This is a genomic window from Geodermatophilus sp. SYSU D00867, assembly GCF_054050315.1.
Genome location: NZ_JBJGZC010000005.1, coordinates 36,328 through 51,843 on the forward strand (window position 1 = coordinate 36,328; position 15,516 = coordinate 51,843).

The 15,516-nt window shown below is 76.6% G+C and carries 18 protein-coding genes; 11 read left to right on the forward strand and 7 right to left on the reverse strand.

Translation table 11 applies throughout. From position 1 onward, the window contains the following. The first annotated feature begins 218 nt into the window (after nt 1-218). From ACI8AK_RS05975 to ACI8AK_RS06000, 6 genes are read left to right on the forward strand one after another with little or no spacing between them, the layout of a single operon-like run. On the forward strand, nt 219-1,340 hold the full coding sequence (locus ACI8AK_RS05975; protein ID WP_456955494.1) for a protein-glutamate methylesterase/protein-glutamine glutaminase: 1,122 nt from the start codon (nt 219-221) through the stop codon (nt 1,338-1,340). After that, entirely contained in the window at nt 1,337-2,161 is an 825-nt protein-coding gene (locus ACI8AK_RS05980; RefSeq protein WP_387991888.1) for a CheR family methyltransferase, read from the forward strand. Before ACI8AK_RS05975 ends, ACI8AK_RS05980 begins: the two co-directional genes overlap by 4 nt. Next, on the forward strand, nt 2,158-2,547 hold the full coding sequence (locus ACI8AK_RS05985) for a response regulator (protein ID WP_456902936.1): 390 nt from the start codon (nt 2,158-2,160) through the stop codon (nt 2,545-2,547). Before ACI8AK_RS05980 ends, ACI8AK_RS05985 begins: the two co-directional genes overlap by 4 nt. Next, nucleotides 2,544-3,062 carry a chemotaxis protein CheX gene (locus tag ACI8AK_RS05990; protein ID WP_456955496.1) on the forward strand — a complete coding sequence of 173 codons (519 nt, stop codon included), beginning with the start codon at nt 2,544-2,546 and terminating at the stop codon, nt 3,060-3,062. Before ACI8AK_RS05985 ends, ACI8AK_RS05990 begins: the two co-directional genes overlap by 4 nt. Next, on the forward strand, nt 3,059-3,421 hold the full coding sequence (locus ACI8AK_RS05995; RefSeq protein ID WP_387991880.1) for a response regulator: 363 nt from the start codon (nt 3,059-3,061) through the stop codon (nt 3,419-3,421). Before ACI8AK_RS05990 ends, ACI8AK_RS05995 begins: the two co-directional genes overlap by 4 nt. Further along, nucleotides 3,418-3,912: a hypothetical protein gene (locus ACI8AK_RS06000; protein WP_387991877.1), complete on the forward strand. Its 495-nt coding sequence runs from the start codon at nt 3,418-3,420 to the stop codon at nt 3,910-3,912. The genes ACI8AK_RS05995 and ACI8AK_RS06000 overlap by 4 nt, the downstream gene beginning before the upstream one ends. 104 nt (nt 3,913-4,016) lie before the next feature. Here the strand turns inward: ACI8AK_RS06000 and ACI8AK_RS06005 are convergent, their stop codons facing one another. Continuing rightward, entirely contained in the window at nt 4,017-4,472 is a 456-nt protein-coding gene (locus ACI8AK_RS06005) for an ATP-binding protein (protein ID WP_387991874.1), read from the reverse strand. 113 nt (nt 4,473-4,585) lie between these two features. Next, on the reverse strand, nt 4,586-6,268 hold the full coding sequence (locus ACI8AK_RS06010; protein ID WP_456955498.1) for a SpoIIE family protein phosphatase: 1,683 nt from the start codon (nt 6,266-6,268) through the stop codon (nt 4,586-4,588). A 171-nt stretch (nt 6,269-6,439) separates the two neighbouring features. Here ACI8AK_RS06010 and ACI8AK_RS06015 point away from each other — a divergent pair, with 171 nt between their 5' ends. Further along, nucleotides 6,440-8,212 (forward strand): SpoIIE family protein phosphatase, encoded by a 1,773-nt coding sequence (locus ACI8AK_RS06015; protein ID WP_456955500.1) that lies wholly within the window; start codon nt 6,440-6,442, stop codon nt 8,210-8,212. On the opposite strand, the gene ACI8AK_RS06020 is transcribed toward ACI8AK_RS06015, so the two are convergent. After that, the gene (locus ACI8AK_RS06020; RefSeq protein ID WP_456902931.1) at nt 8,213-9,136 is read right to left on the reverse strand and encodes an alpha/beta fold hydrolase; all 924 of its coding nucleotides are present in this window, start codon (nt 9,134-9,136) and stop codon (nt 8,213-8,215) included. It lies immediately after the preceding gene. Between the two features lie 17 nt (nt 9,137-9,153). Next, the gene (locus tag ACI8AK_RS06025; RefSeq protein WP_456955502.1) at nt 9,154-9,921 is read right to left on the reverse strand and encodes a ZIP family metal transporter; all 768 of its coding nucleotides are present in this window, start codon (nt 9,919-9,921) and stop codon (nt 9,154-9,156) included. A 137-nt stretch (nt 9,922-10,058) separates the two neighbouring features. Between ACI8AK_RS06025 and ACI8AK_RS06030 the strand changes: the two genes are divergently transcribed. Next, a complete protein-coding gene (locus ACI8AK_RS06030) occupies nt 10,059-10,934 on the forward strand; it encodes an alpha/beta fold hydrolase (RefSeq protein WP_456955504.1) in 876 nt (291 codons plus the stop codon). Here ACI8AK_RS06030 and ACI8AK_RS06035 read toward each other — a convergent pair. After that, complete coding sequence (locus ACI8AK_RS06035; protein ID WP_387991856.1) at nt 10,888-12,075, reverse strand: AAA family ATPase; 1,188 nt, start codon at nt 12,073-12,075, stop codon at nt 10,888-10,890. The genes ACI8AK_RS06030 and ACI8AK_RS06035 overlap by 47 nt on opposite strands. A gap of 54 nt (nt 12,076-12,129) precedes the next feature. Next, entirely contained in the window at nt 12,130-12,729 is a 600-nt protein-coding gene (locus tag ACI8AK_RS06040; RefSeq protein ID WP_387991853.1) for a TetR/AcrR family transcriptional regulator, read from the reverse strand. A 72-nt stretch (nt 12,730-12,801) separates the two neighbouring features. On the opposite strand from ACI8AK_RS06040, the gene ACI8AK_RS06045 reads away from it, so the two are divergent. Together ACI8AK_RS06045 and ACI8AK_RS06050 are read left to right on the forward strand one after the other, a co-directional pair. Beyond that, the gene (locus ACI8AK_RS06045) at nt 12,802-13,518 is read left to right on the forward strand and encodes a GAP family protein (RefSeq protein ID WP_456955505.1); all 717 of its coding nucleotides are present in this window, start codon (nt 12,802-12,804) and stop codon (nt 13,516-13,518) included. Nucleotides 13,519-13,572: 54 nt separating this feature from the next. Then, nucleotides 13,573-13,956: a nuclear transport factor 2 family protein gene (locus tag ACI8AK_RS06050; RefSeq protein ID WP_456955506.1), complete on the forward strand. Its 384-nt coding sequence runs from the start codon at nt 13,573-13,575 to the stop codon at nt 13,954-13,956. Between the two features lie 7 nt (nt 13,957-13,963). On the opposite strand, the gene ACI8AK_RS06055 is transcribed toward ACI8AK_RS06050, so the two are convergent. Then, on the reverse strand, nt 13,964-14,914 hold the full coding sequence (locus tag ACI8AK_RS06055) for a chemotaxis protein CheB (protein ID WP_456955508.1): 951 nt from the start codon (nt 14,912-14,914) through the stop codon (nt 13,964-13,966). A 148-nt stretch (nt 14,915-15,062) separates the two neighbouring features. Between ACI8AK_RS06055 and ACI8AK_RS06060 the strand changes: the two genes are divergently transcribed. Continuing rightward, nucleotides 15,063-15,428, forward strand: a complete 366-nt coding sequence (locus ACI8AK_RS06060; protein ID WP_387991841.1) for a phage holin family protein — start codon at nt 15,063-15,065, stop codon at nt 15,426-15,428. Nucleotides 15,429-15,516 lie beyond the last annotated feature (88 nt).

The following is a 15,516-nucleotide window of genomic DNA, read 5'->3' on the forward strand; positions in this document are numbered from 1 at the left end:
CCCCGCGGGGCCCGTGGTCACCGCCCACCCCGTAACGGTTGCGCTGCCCGCGTCAACCCGGCGGGTGGGACGGCCGACAACTCCTGGGACAGGCGATGCGGGTGGGACGCCCGAGGACGTTCCGGAACAGCCCGGAGCTGACCTTGAGGCCCCCCGCCGCGCTGCCGAGACCCCGACGACGGCCCCCGCCGGCCGTCGTCGCCGGAGCAGGAGGACGTGTGGACCCGATCCGCGTGCTGGTGGTCGACGACTCGGTCGTCGTCCGCAAGATCGTGACCGACGTGCTGTCCTCCGACCCCGCCATCGAGGTCGTCGGCACGGCGGTCAACGGCAGGCTCGCGCTCGTCAAGCTGGACGCGCTCAAGCCCGACCTGGTCACGATGGACATCGAGATGCCGGAGATGAACGGCATCGAGGCGGTCCGCGCCATCCGGGCCCGCCGCGACCGGGTGCCGATCGTCATGTTCAGCACGCTCACCGAGCGCGGCGCCGCGGCGACCCTCGACGCCCTCTCCGCCGGCGCCAACGACTACGTCACCAAGCCGGCCAACGTCGGCAGCGTCGCGCAGTCGATGGAGAGCGTCCGCGAGCAGCTCATCCCGAAGATCAAGGCCCTCACCGGGCGCCCGGTCGGCCTCGGCGCGGCCCGCCCCGTGGCGGCCCCCGTCGCACCGCGCCCGCCGGCGCCGCGCAGCGCGCCGCACAAGGCGCCCGCGGTGCTGGTCATCGGCTCCTCCACCGGTGGCCCCGAGGCGCTGGCCCGGGTCCTCCCCGCGCTGCCGGCCGCCCTCCCGGTGCCGGTCCTGCTCGTGCAGCACATGCCGCCGGTCTTCACCCGCCAGTTCGCCCAGCGGCTGGACCGCCTCTCCGCGCTGCGCGTCGTCGAGGCCGTCGACGGCTCGCCGCTGCTGCCCGGCACCGTCCACCTGGCCCCCGGCGACCACCACCTCACCGTGCGCGGCACCGGCCGCGGCGCGACGACGGTCCTGTCGCAGGGCCCGCCGGAGAACTTCTGCCGGCCCGCCGTCGACCCGCTGTTCCGGAGCGCGGTGACCGCCTACGACGGCGCCGTCCTCGCCGTGGTGCTCACCGGCATGGGCTCCGACGGCCGCAGCGGCGCGGGTGCCGTCCGCGACGCCGGCGGCACCGTCGTCGTCCAGGACCAGGCCACCTCGGTCGTGTGGGGCATGCCCGGCGCCGTCGCCTCCGCCGGCCTCGCCGACGAGGTCCTCCCGCTCGACCGCGTCGCCGAGGCGATCACCCGCCACCTCGGCCGCGCCGTCCCCGGCATCCCGCCGCAGCCCGCCCCCCTGATCCACGCGACGGGAGCACCACGATGACCCTCACCGCCACCCGCTTCGACTGGGTGCGCCAGCTGGTGCACCGGGAGAGCGCGATCGTCCTCGCGCCGGGCAAGGAGTACCTCGTCGAGGCCCGCCTGCTCCCCCTGGCCCGCAGGATGGGGCTGACCGACGTCGACGCGTTCGTCGACTCCGTCCGCAGCCGCCCCCGCCCGGACGACACCCGCTCCATCGTCGAGGCGCTGACCACCAACGAGACCTCGTGGTTCCGCGACGGCGACCCGTTCACCGCCCTGACCTCGACCGTGCTGCCCTCGCTGCTGTCCGCCCGCGGTCCCGCCGAGCGGCTGCAGATCTGGTCGGCCGCCTGCTCCAGCGGCCAGGAGCCCTACACGGTCGCGATGCTGCTCGAGGACGCGCTGCCCAACGCCTCGGCGCGGGTCTCGATCACGGCCACCGACATCTCCCGCGAGATGGTGGAGCGCACCCGGGCCGGCCGGTTCAGCCAGCTCGAGGTGAACCGCGGCCTGCCCGCGCCGATGCTGGTCCGCCACTTCCAGCGGGCCGGCAGCGAGTGGGAGGTCGCCCCGGGCCTGCGCCGCATGGTCACCGCCCGGGAGTGCAACCTGGCCGCCCCGCTGCCGCGGATGGGCCCGTTCGACGTCGTCTACCTGCGCAACGTGCTCATCTACTTCGACCTGCCCACCAAGCAGGCGATCCTCCGCCGGGTGCGGGAGCTCATGCGCCCCGACGGCTGGCTGTTCCTCGGTGCCGCCGAGACCACCCTCGGCGTCGACGACTCCTGGAGCCGGGTCGTGCTCGGCCGCAGCTCCGCCTACCGCCCGCTGAAGGGGGCATGACCGTGCGTGCTCTGGTGATCGACGACTCCCGCGCCATGCGGCGCATCGTGACCGGGACCCTCGAGGGGTTCGGCTACGAGACCCGGCAGGCCGGCCACGGCCAGGAGGCGCTCGACGTCCTCCACGAGGGCTGGGTGCCCGACCTCTGCACGATCGACTGGAACATGCCGGTGATGGACGGCCTGCAGTTCGTCAACGCCGTCCGCGCCAACCCGGCCTGGCGCGCGGTGACGCTGATGATGGTCACCTCCGAGAGCGAGCACGGCCAGATCGTGCGCGCGCTGGCCGCCGGCGCCCACGAGTACGTCATCAAGCCGTTCACCGCCGACGCCATCCGCGACAAGCTCGCGCTGCTCGGCCTGCTCCCGCAGGAGGTCTCGCTGTGATCCGTCCGGACACCGGGCTGCGCCGCCGCGCGTCCGACCGCCCGCCGGCGGTCCGCGAGCTGATCGACGAGGCGACGGTCCAGGGGATCACCGAGCAGGCGTGGTGCGCGCTCGTCGGCGAGGACGAGGTGCTCGTCCCGCTGCCGGCGCCGCTGCCCGCGGACACGCGCAGCGCCTGGGTCGAGATCGTCGGCCCGTGGACCGGCGCCGTCGTGCTCACCTGCGGCCGGGGGACGGCGCAGGAGCTGACCCGGGCCCTGCTCCGCGAGCACGCCCCCGCCGCGCTCGAGGAGGAGGACGTCGACGACGCGCTGGGCGAGCTCGCCAACGTCGTCGGCGGGAACGTCAAGGCCGTCCTCCCCGGCCCGTCGGTGCTCGGCCTGCCCGAGACCGGCGACACCCCGCCTGCCGGCCGCGAGGCCGACACCTGCCGCGTCGCCGTCCTGTGGCGCGGTGAGCCCCTGACCGTCTCCGTGCAGTCGCACGCCGAGGAAGAGAACGAGGTGCCCCTGTGAAGATCCTGGTCGCCGACGACAGCCGCGTCATGCGGCAGATCGTCATCCGCACCCTGCGGCAGGCCGGCTACGACGACCACGACATCGTCGAGGCCGAGGACGGCCGCGACGCCTACGACAAGGTGCAGAGCGAGAGCCCCGACCTGGTCCTGTCGGACTGGAACATGCCCAACATGAGCGGCCTGGAGTGCCTGCAGGCGCTGCGCGGCTCGGGCTCGACCGTCCCGTTCGGCTTCGTGACCTCGGAGGGGTCGGCGGAGATGCGGGAGAAGGCCGCCGACGCCGGCGCGCTGTTCCTCATCGCCAAGCCGTTCACCGCGGACACCTTCACCGAGCACCTCGACGGGGTGCTCGCGTGACCGCGCCGCTGACCGTCGTCCTGCCCGACGCCAAGGCCGTCAAGGACATGCTGTCCGGCCTCGTCGGCAAGCCCGTCGCGGTGACGCCGGGCGCCCCGGTGACGCCGACCGAGAAGGACCCCGTCTCGGTGGCCGTCTACGTCAGCCCGACCATGGCCGTCAACGCGCTGTGCGTCATGGACCTGCCGCTGTCGGCCTGGACCGGCGGCGCGCTGGCCCTGCTGCCCCCGGGCGGCGTCCAGGACGTCGTGGAGGAGGACGGGGAGCTCACCGCCATGCTCACCGAGGCCCTGCACGAGGTCGTCAACGTCCTGTCGGCGCTGTTCAACGTGCCCGGTGCCCCGCACTCGAAGCTCTACCAGCTGTACGCGCCGGGCGACGACCTGCCGGGCGACGTCGCCGGCATGCTCGCCGCCTTCAACCGGCTCGACCTCGCCGTCGAGGTCCCCGGCTACGGCAAGGGCCGGCTGTCGCTGGTGGTCCCCTCCTGACCGACGGGCGCTCCCGGCCGGGACCCGGCCGGGAGCGCCCGCACCGGCCGCCCCGGGGCGGCGCAGGGACCGCCCTCCCCGCCGCCCCGGGCGCGCCCGCGTCCTCAGGAGGCGGTGGCCGCGCACTCCTCGAAGGTCGTCGGCAGGCAGGCCCACACGTGCTTGCAGCCGTCGTCGACGTACCAGCCGTGGGCCACCGACAGCCGGGCCACCAGGTAGAGACCCAGCCCGCCCTGCGCGGGGTCCCGGCCGACCGCGGGCGCCGGCATGGTGTCGGGGTCGCGGTCGCTCACGTCGAGCAGCCAGCCGCCGGAGCCGGCCACCACGGTCGCGACGACCGGCGAGACGCCGTGCCGCAGCGCGTTGGAGGCCAGCTCGTCGAAGGCCAGGATCATCCGGTCGGTGGCCGGGTCGTCGTCCCGCGGGAAGCCGACGCTGCTGAGGTGGTCGCGGAGGCCGGCCCGTGCGGCGGGCAGCTCGGCGAGGCCCCTCAGGTCCCGGCGCCACAACTCGCCGCGCCCGTCGGGCAGCGGGCGTAGCGGCCAGGTCAGTCGGCCCATGACCTCTTCTCCGTCGTCGTCCTGTTGCTCGGACGATGACTCGGTGCCCAGCCGGCCGGCGGCCCAACCCTGCCGGCGCCCACCTGCCTCCGCGGGGTGAGCCGGATCTCGGCTCAGCCCGCCCCGACGCGCACCGCGAGCAGCGCGACGTCGTCCTCGGGCGGGCCGGGCACCAGGCGGGCGAGCAGCTCGTCGCACAGCTGCGGCAGCGGCCGGCCGGCGAGCCCGGCCAGCACGTCGTGCAGGCGGGCGGTGTCCGCGTCGAGCGTGCTGCCGCGCCGCTCCACCAACCCGTCGGTGTGCAGCAGCACCGTCGTCCCCGGGACAAGGGCGACCGCCGACTCGCGCCGCTCGGCCGTCGCGTCCACGCCCAGCGCCAGGTCGCCGATCGGGTCGCCGTGGTCGAGCGCGACGACCCGGCCGCCGGGCAGCAGCAGCACCGGGGGCGGGTGCCCGGCGTTGGCCCACCGCAGCCGCCGGCCGCCGTCCTCCAGCCGGGCGACCGCGGCCGTGGCCAGCGTCTCCGGGTGCATGTCCGCCATGGCCTCGTCCAGGCCGTGCAGCACCTCCGCGGGACCGGCGCCGCGGGCGTGCGCGATCCCCCGCAGCAGGCCGCGCAGCTGGCCCATCGTCGCCGCGGCCGCGGTGTCGTGGCCGACGACGTCGCCGATCGCCACGACCGGGTCGCCGGTGGGGGAGGAGAAGGCGTCGTACCAGTCCCCGCCCACCCGGGCCGCCTCGGCCGCCGGCAGGTACCGCACGGCGACCTCCAGTCCGGGGAACGACGGCGGGTCGGTGAGCAGGCTGCGCTGCAGCGCCTCGGCCAGCTGGATCTGCCGGCTCTGCCGCCCGACCCGGTCCACCGCGCGGCCGGCCTGCACCGCGACCGCCCGCGCGGTGGCGAGGTCGGCCTCGCCCAGCGTGCGGCCGGCGTCGAGGTAGAGGGTGAGCACGCCGACGGTCCGCGACTCGGCGGGCAGGGGGAGGACCACCACCGACTCCGCGCGCAGGCCGCGCAGCATCTCGCGCGCGTCCTCGTCGGTCATGTCCTCCAGGACGTCGGCGACGCAGGTGGTCAGCGGCGTGCCCGCGCGCAGTGCCTGCGCCACGGGGGAGGACGGCGACATGCGCTCCAGCCGCACCCGGGTGTAGCGGGCCAGCAGCTCGCGGCGCTCGGGGTCGGCGTGCCAGGAGCCGACGTCGCGGGCGCGGCCCTCCCGGTCGACGACGGTGACCACGCAGCCATCGGTCAGCACCGGCACCACCAGCCGCGCCAGCCGGCCCAGCGCCGAGACGCCGTCGAGCGCGCCGGAGAGCTCCCCGCTGACCCGCACCAACAGGGTCGCGCGGGCCGCGGCGCGGTCGGCCTGCTCCTGCACCGCGCGCCGGGCGGTGACGTCGGTGACCGTCACCGCGAGCCCCTCGGGCCCGGGCAGGGCCCGCACCTCGTACCAGCCGTCCCCGGCGGCGACGGTCACCGGCTCGCCGGTGGCGGCGGCCTCGGAGCAGGCCTGGGCCAGGACGTGGCCGGTGGCGCCGGGCACGCCGTCGTCCAGCGGCCGGCCGGTCAGCCCGGCGGCGGTGCCGCCCAACAGCCGCGCTGCGGCGGCGTTGAGCCAGGCCAGCCGGCCGGCCGGGTCGAGCGCCAGGACGGCGGCCGGCAGGCGGTCCGCCAGGGCGGCGAGGGCCGCGGGGTCGGGCAGCCGGCAGGCGAGGGGCACGGTCGCCCGGTGCTGCGCGTCCTGCCGCCACCCCGCTCCCGGACCGGCGGGCGGGGCCGGCAGCGGATCGGCCATGCCCGCACCTCCTCGCCGGCCGTCCGCACCGGCGGACGGGTGCCGGACGCCACGGGCCGGCCCCGATCGTTCCGCGCCCGGGCCGCGCTGCCAACGGGTCCGCGCCGGACCGTTCCCCACGACGAGGGACCGCAGGCGGGCCGGCCGCCGGGGATGGGGCAGCATGGCCCCATGACCCCGGACGGCGCCGCTCCGCCGCCCCGTGACCTGCTCGTCCAGGCCGTGGAGGGCATGGACCGGCCGCTGTTCGTCCTCGACGACGACTGGCGGTTCCGCTACGTCAACCCGGCCGGGGCCGCGGTCCTCGAGCGCACCGTCGCGGGGCTGCAGGGCCGGGGCATCTGGGAGGAGTTCCCGGAGGCGGTCGGGGGACCGTTCGAGGAGCTGTACCGGCACGTCCGCGAGACCGGCGAGTCCGGCACCACCGAGGCGTTCTTCCCCCCGCTGGGGCGGTGGTTCCGCGCCGACGCGTTCCTCACCGGGGCCGGCCTGGTGGTCACCTACGACGACGTCACGCAGCGCCGGCGCACCGAGGAGGAGCGCGCCGCGGCCGTCGCGGCCCGCGAGTCCGCCGCCGCGGAGGCGGCCGCGGCCGCGGCGCGGGCCGAGGTGTCGGCCCGCCACCTGGTGCTGCTCGGCGACATCAGCCAGGCGATGACGTCGACCACCGACGTCGACGAGGCCGTCGCCCGGTTCGCGGACCTGGTCGTGCCCCTGCTGGCCGACTGGTGCCTGGTCAGCGTCGTCGACCCCGACGGCACCCGCCGCGACGTCGGCCGCGCGCACAGCGACCCGGCGATGGTGCCGGCGATGCACCGCTACGCCGACCTGCGGGTGCGCAGCAACCGGCCCAACGCCCCGGTGCCCACGGCGCTGGCCAGCGGGCGGCCGGTGGTCCTCCCGCAGGTCACCGACGACGACGTCCGGGTGATGGTCGCCGACGAGGCCAGCCGCGAGGCGCTGGCGCCGCTGCGGGTGTCCGCCGTCGCCACCTTCCCGCTGCTCGCCCGCGGCGAGGTGTTCGGCGCGTTCACGCTGGTCAACGAGCCCGAGCGGGGCCCGCACACCGACGCCGAGCTGCGCACCGCCGAGATCGCCTCCCGGCGGGCCGCGCTGGCCCTGGACAACGCCCGGCTGGCCAGCGCCGCCCAGCAGGTGGCCGAGCGGATGCAGCACAGTCTGCTGTCCCCGCCGGTGCAGCCCGACCACCTCGAGCTCGCCGTCCGCTACCGGCCCGCCACCCGCGGGGTGTCCATCGGCGGTGACTGGTACGACGCGTTCCTGCAGCCCGACGGCGACACCGTGCTGGTGATCGGCGACGTCATGGGCCACGACATCGAGGCCGCCGCGGCCATGGGGCAGGTCAAGACGCTGGTCCGCGCCATCGCCTTCGACCGGCTGGAGGAGCCCGCGGGGGTGCTGCGGCGGGTCGACCACGCCCTGGTCGGCCTCGCCGTGCCCGCGATGGCCACCGCGCTGGTGTGCCGGGTCGAGCAGACCCCGGCCGAGGCGGCCGTGGGACTGCGCCGGCTGCGCTGGGCCACGGCCGGCCACCCCGAGCCGATGCTGCTGCTGCCCGACGGGACCGTCCGCGACCTCTCCGCGCCGGTCGGCCCGCCGCTGGGCATCGGCTGGCGCGGCCCCCGCGCCGACGGGCACGACGTCATCCCGGCGGACAGCACGCTGCTGCTGTTCACCGACGGGCTGTTCGAGCGGCGTGGCGTGCCGCTCGACGAGAGCCGCGAGGAGCTCCGCCGGCTGGTCGAGGCCGCGGCCGGCTCGTCGCTGGCCGACCTGTGCGACGGGCTGCTGGCCAGCATGCTCGGCGACGGCGCCGAGGACGACGTCGCGGTGCTCGCCGTCCGGGCGCACCCGGTGGGCGGGGAGCGCCCGGCCGAGGCCGGGCCCGAGGTGCTGCCCCCGCTGCTCGGCCACCCCGCCTGATCAGGTCCGGGCGGCGGCCGCCCGGACCTCGTCCGCGATCGCCGCGACGCCCTCCTCGGCCCACAGCACCGAGTAGTGGTTGGTGCCGGGCACCTCGCGCGCGGTGATGCCGGCCGGCTCCAGCCCGAGCGAGGCCAGGCGCACCTCGTCGTAGAGGCCGGGCGTCTGGTCGAGCAGGCCGCGCGTGGCCCACAGCAGGGTGGCGGGCACCGGCAGGGCGGTGGTGGCCTCCAGCACGCGCTCGTTGAGCAGCACGTCCCCGCCGTCGACGCGGACCGCCTCGGGCACGCAGGCGCTGCGCAGCGGCGGCCCGCCGGGGGCGAGGTCGCGGGCGAGGTAGGCGGCCACCGAGGGCACGTCCACCCACGGGCCCACGGCGGGGTGCCGCGCCCAGAACGCGCGCACGGCGGCGACGTCGGGGAACGACGTCGACAGCCGGTCCAGCGACGGGCCCAGGACGGCGGAGAGCATCGCGTCGACGTCGGCGCCCGGGGGCTGGGCGAGGGCCAGCCCGCCGTCGACCAGGACCAGCCCGTGCACCTCGTCGCGGGCCGGGCCGGCCGCGGCCATCGCGGCCACGAACGCACCCATCGAGTGGCCGACGACCACCGTGGCGTCGGCTCCGGCGTCGTCGTCGGCGCCGAACCGGTCGAGCAGGGTGGCGACGTCCCGGGCGTGCCGCTCCAGGCCGTAGGGGCCGGGCAGCCCGGCCGAGCCGGCCCGCCCGCGCAGGTCGGGGGCGACGACCTCGAACTCGCCGGCCAGCGCGGCCGCCACGCGGGCCCAGGCCATCGCGTTGGCGGTGATGCCGTGGACCAGCACGGCGATGGGGGAGCCGGGGGCGTCGGCGGCCCAGTGCAGGGCGGACAGCTCGCCGCCGTCGACGGGGACGCTGATCTGGACGGGGTCGCGTGCCTCTGCCACGGACCCACCCTGCCCGCTCACGCGCCGAGCCGCTCGATCGCGAAGGCGACGAGGAACCCCGCGGTGGTGATCAGACCGGTCCAGGTGCGGGTCCGCTCGAAGGCCTCCGGGATCATCGTGTCGGCGATCATCGTGAGGATGGCGCCGGCCGCGACGGCGGTGATGACGGCGATGACCTCGGGCGGGGCGCTGCCCAGGGCGGCGTACCCGACCAGCGCGGCCAGGCCGCTGGCCACCGCGATGCCGCCCCAGAGCCCGAAGACGTAGCCGGCCGGCCGTCCGCCGGCCTTCATGCCGGCGGCACTGGACAGGCCCTCGGGCACGTTGGAGATGACGACCGCCGCCAGGACCGGCGCGCTCACCGCGCCGCCGCCGAGCAGGCCGAGCCCCAGGACGACCGACTCCGGGACGCCGTCGAGCAGCGCGCCGACGGCGATCGCCGCGCCGCTGCCGCCCTGCTCGCCCTCCGACGGCTGCTGCTCGCTCCCCGCCCCGCCCGACCGCTTGCGGTGCCGGGCGCCTCGCCGGGCCAGCGCCGCGTTCGCGGCGAGGTAGGCGACCGCGCCGCCGAGGAAGCCGATCGCGGTGGGACCCAGCCCGCCGGTGTCGGCGGCCTCCTCCACCAGGTCGAAGGCGACGGCGGAGATGAGCACCCCCGAGCCGAACGCCATGACCGAGGCGATCACCGCCTGCGGCACCCGCACGAACCAGGCGACCAGCGCCCCGAGCACCAGGGCGGCGCCGCCTAGCAGACCCCACAGACCGGCTTCGACGACGTCGGGCACGGGACGCTCCTGCCCCCGGTTGCGCGCAGCAACCGTCCGGGCGGCAGAAGCGGCCGCCCCTGCCGCATCCGACCGGCCCGCGGGGAGGGCTGCGCCCCTACCGTGGCCGTGCGGGGGGACGGCTCCGGGGAGGCCCCGTGTCCGGGACGACGCAGACCCTCCGCCCGCGCACCGTGACCCTCCCGGGCGGGCTGCGGCTGGAGACCGTGGAGCAGGGGGACCCCGGCGGGCCGGTCGTCGTCCTCGTCCACGGCTGGCCCGACTCCTGGTTCTCCTGGAGCCGCGTCCTCGCGCACCTGGACCCGCGGCTGCACGTCGTCGCCTACAGCCAGCGCGGGTTCGGCGGGTCCGACCACCCGCGGGCCGGCTACGCGGTGGACCGGCTCGCCGAGGACCTGGTGGCCCTGTGCGAGGTGCTCGGGATCGGGCGCGCGCACCTGGTGGGCCACTCCCACGGCAGCTTCGTGGTGCGGCGGGCGGCGGAGGAGCACCCCGGGCTGGTCGACCGGATGGTGCTCGTCGACTCGGCCGACCGGGTGGGCGGGCGGCTGGCCGCGGAGGTGCGGGCGGCGATCGCCGACCTGCCCGACGACGTCCCCGAGGGCTTCGTGCGGGAGTTCGCCGCGAGCGCGGTGTACCGGCCGGTGGAGCCGGCGTTCTTCGACGCACTGGTCGCGGAGGGCCGCCGGGCGCCGGGGTGGGTCTACCGGGACGCCTGGGAGGAGATGGTGGCCGTCGACGACCGCGACCGGCTCGGGGCCGTGACCGCGCCGACGCTGCTGGTGTGGGGCGACCGGGACGCGCTGTTCGACCGCGGGCAGCAGGACCGGCTCCTGGCCGCGCTCCCCGACGCCCGGCTGCTCGTCCACGAGGGCACCGGCCACTGCCCGAACTGGGAGTGCCCGCGGGCCCTCGCCGCCGACCTGGACGCCTTCCTCCTGCCAGGCCGACGCGACACCCGGGCCGCTAGTCCGGGTGGCGCAGGAGGTAGCGGCCGAAGTGGGGGACGGTGAAGGCGATCTGCCCCCGCTCGGCGGAGTAGACCAGCCCCTTCTTGATCAGCGAGTCGCGCGCCGGCGACAGCGACGCCGGCTTGCGGCCCAGCGTCGCGGCCACCTCCGACGTCGCCACCGGGGCGCCGGCCGGACCCCCGAGCTCGGCCATCGCGTGCATGTACTCGCGCTCGGCCGGGGTGGCGCGGTCGTACCGGGAGCCGAAGAACCCGACCGCCAGCTCGGCCTCGGCGACCGGCGCGGCCATCGCGACGTCGTCGGCGGTGATGGGGGAGGCCGCCGCGACGTCCCAGGTGACCTTGCCGTAGGCCTGCACGAAGTACGGGTAGCCGTCGGCGGCCGCGTAGAGGGCGTCGAGGGCGGCCGGCTCGAAGGTGACCTCCTCGCGCTCGGCGGGCGCCAGCAGCGCGCGGTCGGCGGCGGGCCGGTCCAGCCGGTCGATGCGCAGGTAGCGGAACAGGCGCTCGGAGTAGCTCTTCGACGCCGACAGCACCGCCGGCAGGTGCGGGAGGCCGGCGCCGACGACGATCAGCGGCGCGCCCTGCTGCGACAGCTCGTGGCAGGCCGCGCAGATGGCCGAGACGTCGGGGGCCTGCACGTCCTGCATCTCGTCGATGAACAGCGCGACGCCCCTGCCGACGTCCGCGGCCAGCCCGGCGGCGTCGCTGAGCAGCTCGACCAGGTCGATCTCCATGTCGCCGGAGTCGGCCCGGCCGGTGGTGGCGGGCACGTCGATGCCCGGCTGCCAGCGGTCCCGCAGCTTCGCGTCGGACGGGGCCAGCCGCTGGGCGAAGGCCTTCAGCGTCCCGAGGACGGCGTCCATCGACTCCTGGTCGGGGTGGCGCAGCTCGCGCAGGGCCATGTGCAGCGCCGAGGAGACCGGCCGGCGCAGCGACTGGTCCGGTCGCGCCTCGATCTTGCCGGTGCCCCAGCCGCGGCCGATCGCCGCCGACCGCAGCTGGTTGAGCAGCACCGTCTTGCCCACGCCGCGCAGCCCGGTGAGCACCAGCGACCGCTCGGGCCGGCCGCGGGCGATCCGCTCCAGGACGACGTCGAAGGCCGACAGCTCGTCGTCGCGGCCGGCGAGCTCCGGCGGGCGCTGCCCCGCGCCGGGGGCGTAGGGGTTCCGGACGGGGTCCACGTCGAGCACCGTATGGCCCCGTCTAGCCCCCGCCGTAGAGATCGGTAGAACGGGCTAGGGCGTGTCGCCCAGCGAGCGCAGGTGCGCCGCGAGCACCTCCCGGGCCCGGTCCGGCGGGAGCGTGGACGGCCGGGTCACGGCGTGCACGGCCAGGCCGTCGAGGACCGCGTACAGCCGTTCGGCCTCCAGGTCGGGGTCCAGGTCGGGGCGGGCCTCCCCGGCCGCGACCAGGGCCTGCACGGCGTGGGCGCAGAAGGCGCGCAGGTCGGCGGCCGACCGGTCGCGCAGCTCGGCCAGGCGGGGGTCGACCAGGGCGCGCGCGGTGAGCGCCAGCCAGACCTCCGTCTCGGCGCGCCGTTCCTCGTCGAGGGGGAGGGTCTCCTCCAGCACCCGCAGCAGGCTCGGCACCAGGGGCCCGCCGGCGGCCGCGACCGCCTCCGCCCGTTCCCGGGCGCGCTCGATCACGAGGGTCATCGCGAAGTGCAGGAGCTCGTCCTGGGTGGCGAACCAGTGCCGCAGCGAGCCCGTCGACGTGCCGGCCTCCCGGGCGACGTTGCGCACCGAGGCGCCCGAGACGCCGTCGCGCCGGATGACCCGCCAGACGGCCTCGGCCAGCTGCCTCCGGCGCACGGTGGCGTCGACGGTCCTGGGCACGGCCTCGTTCTAGCACGACTGTGCTACGTTGGCAGAACAGCACAGGTGTGCTGCCAAGACACCGGAGGAGCCGTGGACGTCGCCCTGTTGCTGCCACTGGCCGGCCTGGCCCTGGTGGACAGCACCAGCGTCGGCACGCTCGTCCTCCCGCTGTGGCTGCTGCTGGCCCCCGGCCGGGTCCGGGTGGCCAGGGTGCTGCTCTTCCTCGGCACGGTGGCCGGCGCGTACCTGCTGCTCGGGATCGCGCTCGTCCTCGGTGCCGGGGTGCTGCTGGAACCGCTCGGCGCAGCCCTGGAGAGCACGGCCGGCCGCGTCGCCGAACTCGCCGTGGGGGCCGTCCTGGTCCTGCTCGGGCTGACCGTGGAGCCGTGGACGCGGGAGGGCAAGGAGCGGCGGCGCGCTGCGCGGGCGGCCCGGGGACCGGGGCGGCTGGGCCGGTGGCGCGACCGGACCCGGGGCGACGGCCCGCCCGGAGCGGTCGTCGTCCTCGCCGTCACCGCGGTGGGGATCGAGGCGGCCTCGATGCTGCCCTACCTCGCCGCGATCGCCCTGCTCGTGACGTCGGCACCGGGTCCGGCGGCGACGCTGGCCCTGCTCGCGGGCTACTGCCTGCTCATGGTCCTGCCGGCGCTGGTCCTGCTGGCCCTCCGCACGGCGCTGCACGACCGGCTCACGCCCGTCCTGGCCCGGATCGAGGGCCGGCTGTCGCGCACCTCGGGTGAGGTGGTGGCCTGGGTGCTGTTCCTGCTCGGCCTCTACCTGCTCGCCGACGCCCTGCCGCTCACCTGACGACGTCGGCCGGGGGCTGGACTTCCGGCACCTGCGCGGGCCAGGGTCGGGCACATGGGGACCCACACGGAGACCGAGGTGCAGACCGAGCTCCTCGCCCTGGAGCGGCGGGGCTGGGACGCCCTGTGCGACGCGACCGGCGGGGACTTCTACGGCGAGGTGATGGCCGACGACGGCCTGATGGTGCTCGCGGACGGGGCGGTGATGGACCGCGCCGCCGTCGTCGCCGCCCTGGGCGCCTCCCCGCCGTGGCTGCGCTACGAACTGGGCGACGTCCGGCTGGTGCGCGCCGGCGCGGACGCGGCGGCGCTGGTCTACACCGGCCGGGCCTGGCGGCACGAGCAGGAGCCGCCGTTCACCGGGGCGATGAGCAGCCTCTACGTCCGCGACGGCGACCGCTGGCGGCTCGCGCTCTACACGCAGACGCCCGCGCGCTGACCGCCGGTCAGCCGCCGCCGGCCTCGCCGCGGACCTGGGCGGCCCGCGTCTCGGCCCGCTCGGCCGCGCGCAGGTGCTCGTCCCTGCCGCCGGTGCCGAGCTCGGCCAGCCGGCGGTGCACCGACGCGATCTCCAGCAGCTTCGACGCGGCGTTGTAGACCGCGCTCTCGACGGCCTGGCGCTGCGCCTCGAGCAGGCTCTGCGCCGACCACGAGTGGCCGACGTGGCAGGTCCAGCTCACCGACCCGTCGGCGGCGTTCTCGAACATGCCGCCCTGGCACTCGGGGCAGCCGAGGGCCGCGGGGACACCCAGGTCGGTCTCGGCTGTCGGTCCGCCGGCCATCTGCGGACTCCTCTCGTCGGACGGGGCGCCGGCGGTGGGCGCCGGGGGAGCAGGGCTGCCGACCAGCTCGGCGACCAGCGGCCCCAGCTCGGCGGCGGGGGCCGCGCGGGCCCGGCGCACGACGGCCAGCGCCGCCCGGGGCATGGCGGACACCCGCGCCTCACGGGGGTCCTGCACCAGCACGCGGCCGTCCTGCGCCGCGACGGCGGCCGCCCCGAGGGCGCCGTCGTCGAGCGCGCCGGACAGGACGACGGCGACCACGCCGGCGCCGTGGGACAGCGCGGCGCTGCGGAACAGCACGTCGACGGCCGGCCGCTGCCGGTTGACCCGCGGCCCCCGGGTGAGGTGCACCCGGCCGTCGCGCACGACCAGGTGCCGGTCGGGCGGTGCGACGACGACCTGCCCCGGCACCAGGGCCCCGCCCTCCGTGGGGTGCCGCACGGGCATAGGTCCGGCCCGGGACAGCAGCTCCGGCAGCCGGCTCTCACCGGTGGGGGACAGGTGCAGGACGACGGCGACGGCGGCCGGCAGGTCGGCGGGCAACGCCGCCAGCAGTTGCCGCAGGGGGTCCACGCCCCCCGCGGACGCACCCACGACCACCAGCCGGTCCACCACGGCGCACCCCCTCACCGTCCGCAGTGCCCACACGGACGCGCCCGCACGCACGTCGAGGCCGCTCTACGGCTCTCTAGCGCGGACGCCAGAGAGCGGTAGAGGCGTGCAGGACCAGGGGACTGCCAGGTCCGGCCACTAGCGTGGACGCGTGATCAGGTTCGCGCTCAAGGTCGTCGTCATGGCCCTGGCCTTCTACGGCCTCACGCGGCTGCTGCCGGGCATCCAGATCGACGGCAACGAGAACGGGGCGCTCGGCGTCAGCGGCACCTTCCTCTGGGTGGCGCTGCTGTTCGCCGTCGTCAACGCGGTGGTCGGGCCGATCCTGCGGTTCCTGTCCTTCCCGGCGATCCTGCTGAGCCTCGGCCTGTTCCTCCTGGTCGTGAACGCCGCGCTGCTCGGCCTCACCGCCGCGCTGTCGGACCGGCTCTCGGTCGACGGCTTCGGCACCGCGATCCTGGGCGGGCTCGTCCTCGCCGTCGTCGGCTGGGCCGCCGACCAGCTCCTGGACCGCTAGACGAAGGACCCCGCTGCCCCCCACCGCTCGCAGGCTCGCGGCGGGCCCCTGCAGCGGGGCTGTTCCAGCACGTCACCCCGCCGGGTGG

Bases quoted from the DNA above. Each gene is read 5' to 3' on its own strand.
- ACI8AK_RS05980 (WP_387991888.1), top strand. From the start codon at position 1,337: ATGACCCTCACCGCCACCCGCTTCGACTGGGTGCGCCAGCTGGTGCAC.
- ACI8AK_RS05985 (WP_456902936.1), top strand. From the start codon at position 2,158: ATGACCGTGCGTGCTCTGGTGATCGACGACTCCCGCGCCATGCGGCGC.
- ACI8AK_RS06005 (WP_387991874.1), bottom strand. From the start codon at position 4,472: ATGGGCCGACTGACCTGGCCGCTACGCCCGCTGCCCGACGGGCGCGGC.
- ACI8AK_RS06010 (WP_456955498.1), bottom strand. From the start codon at position 6,268: ATGGCCGATCCGCTGCCGGCCCCGCCCGCCGGTCCGGGAGCGGGGTGG.
- ACI8AK_RS06015 (WP_456955500.1), top strand. From the start codon at position 6,440: ATGACCCCGGACGGCGCCGCTCCGCCGCCCCGTGACCTGCTCGTCCAG.
- ACI8AK_RS06050 (WP_456955506.1), top strand. From the start codon at position 13,573: ATGGGGACCCACACGGAGACCGAGGTGCAGACCGAGCTCCTCGCCCTG.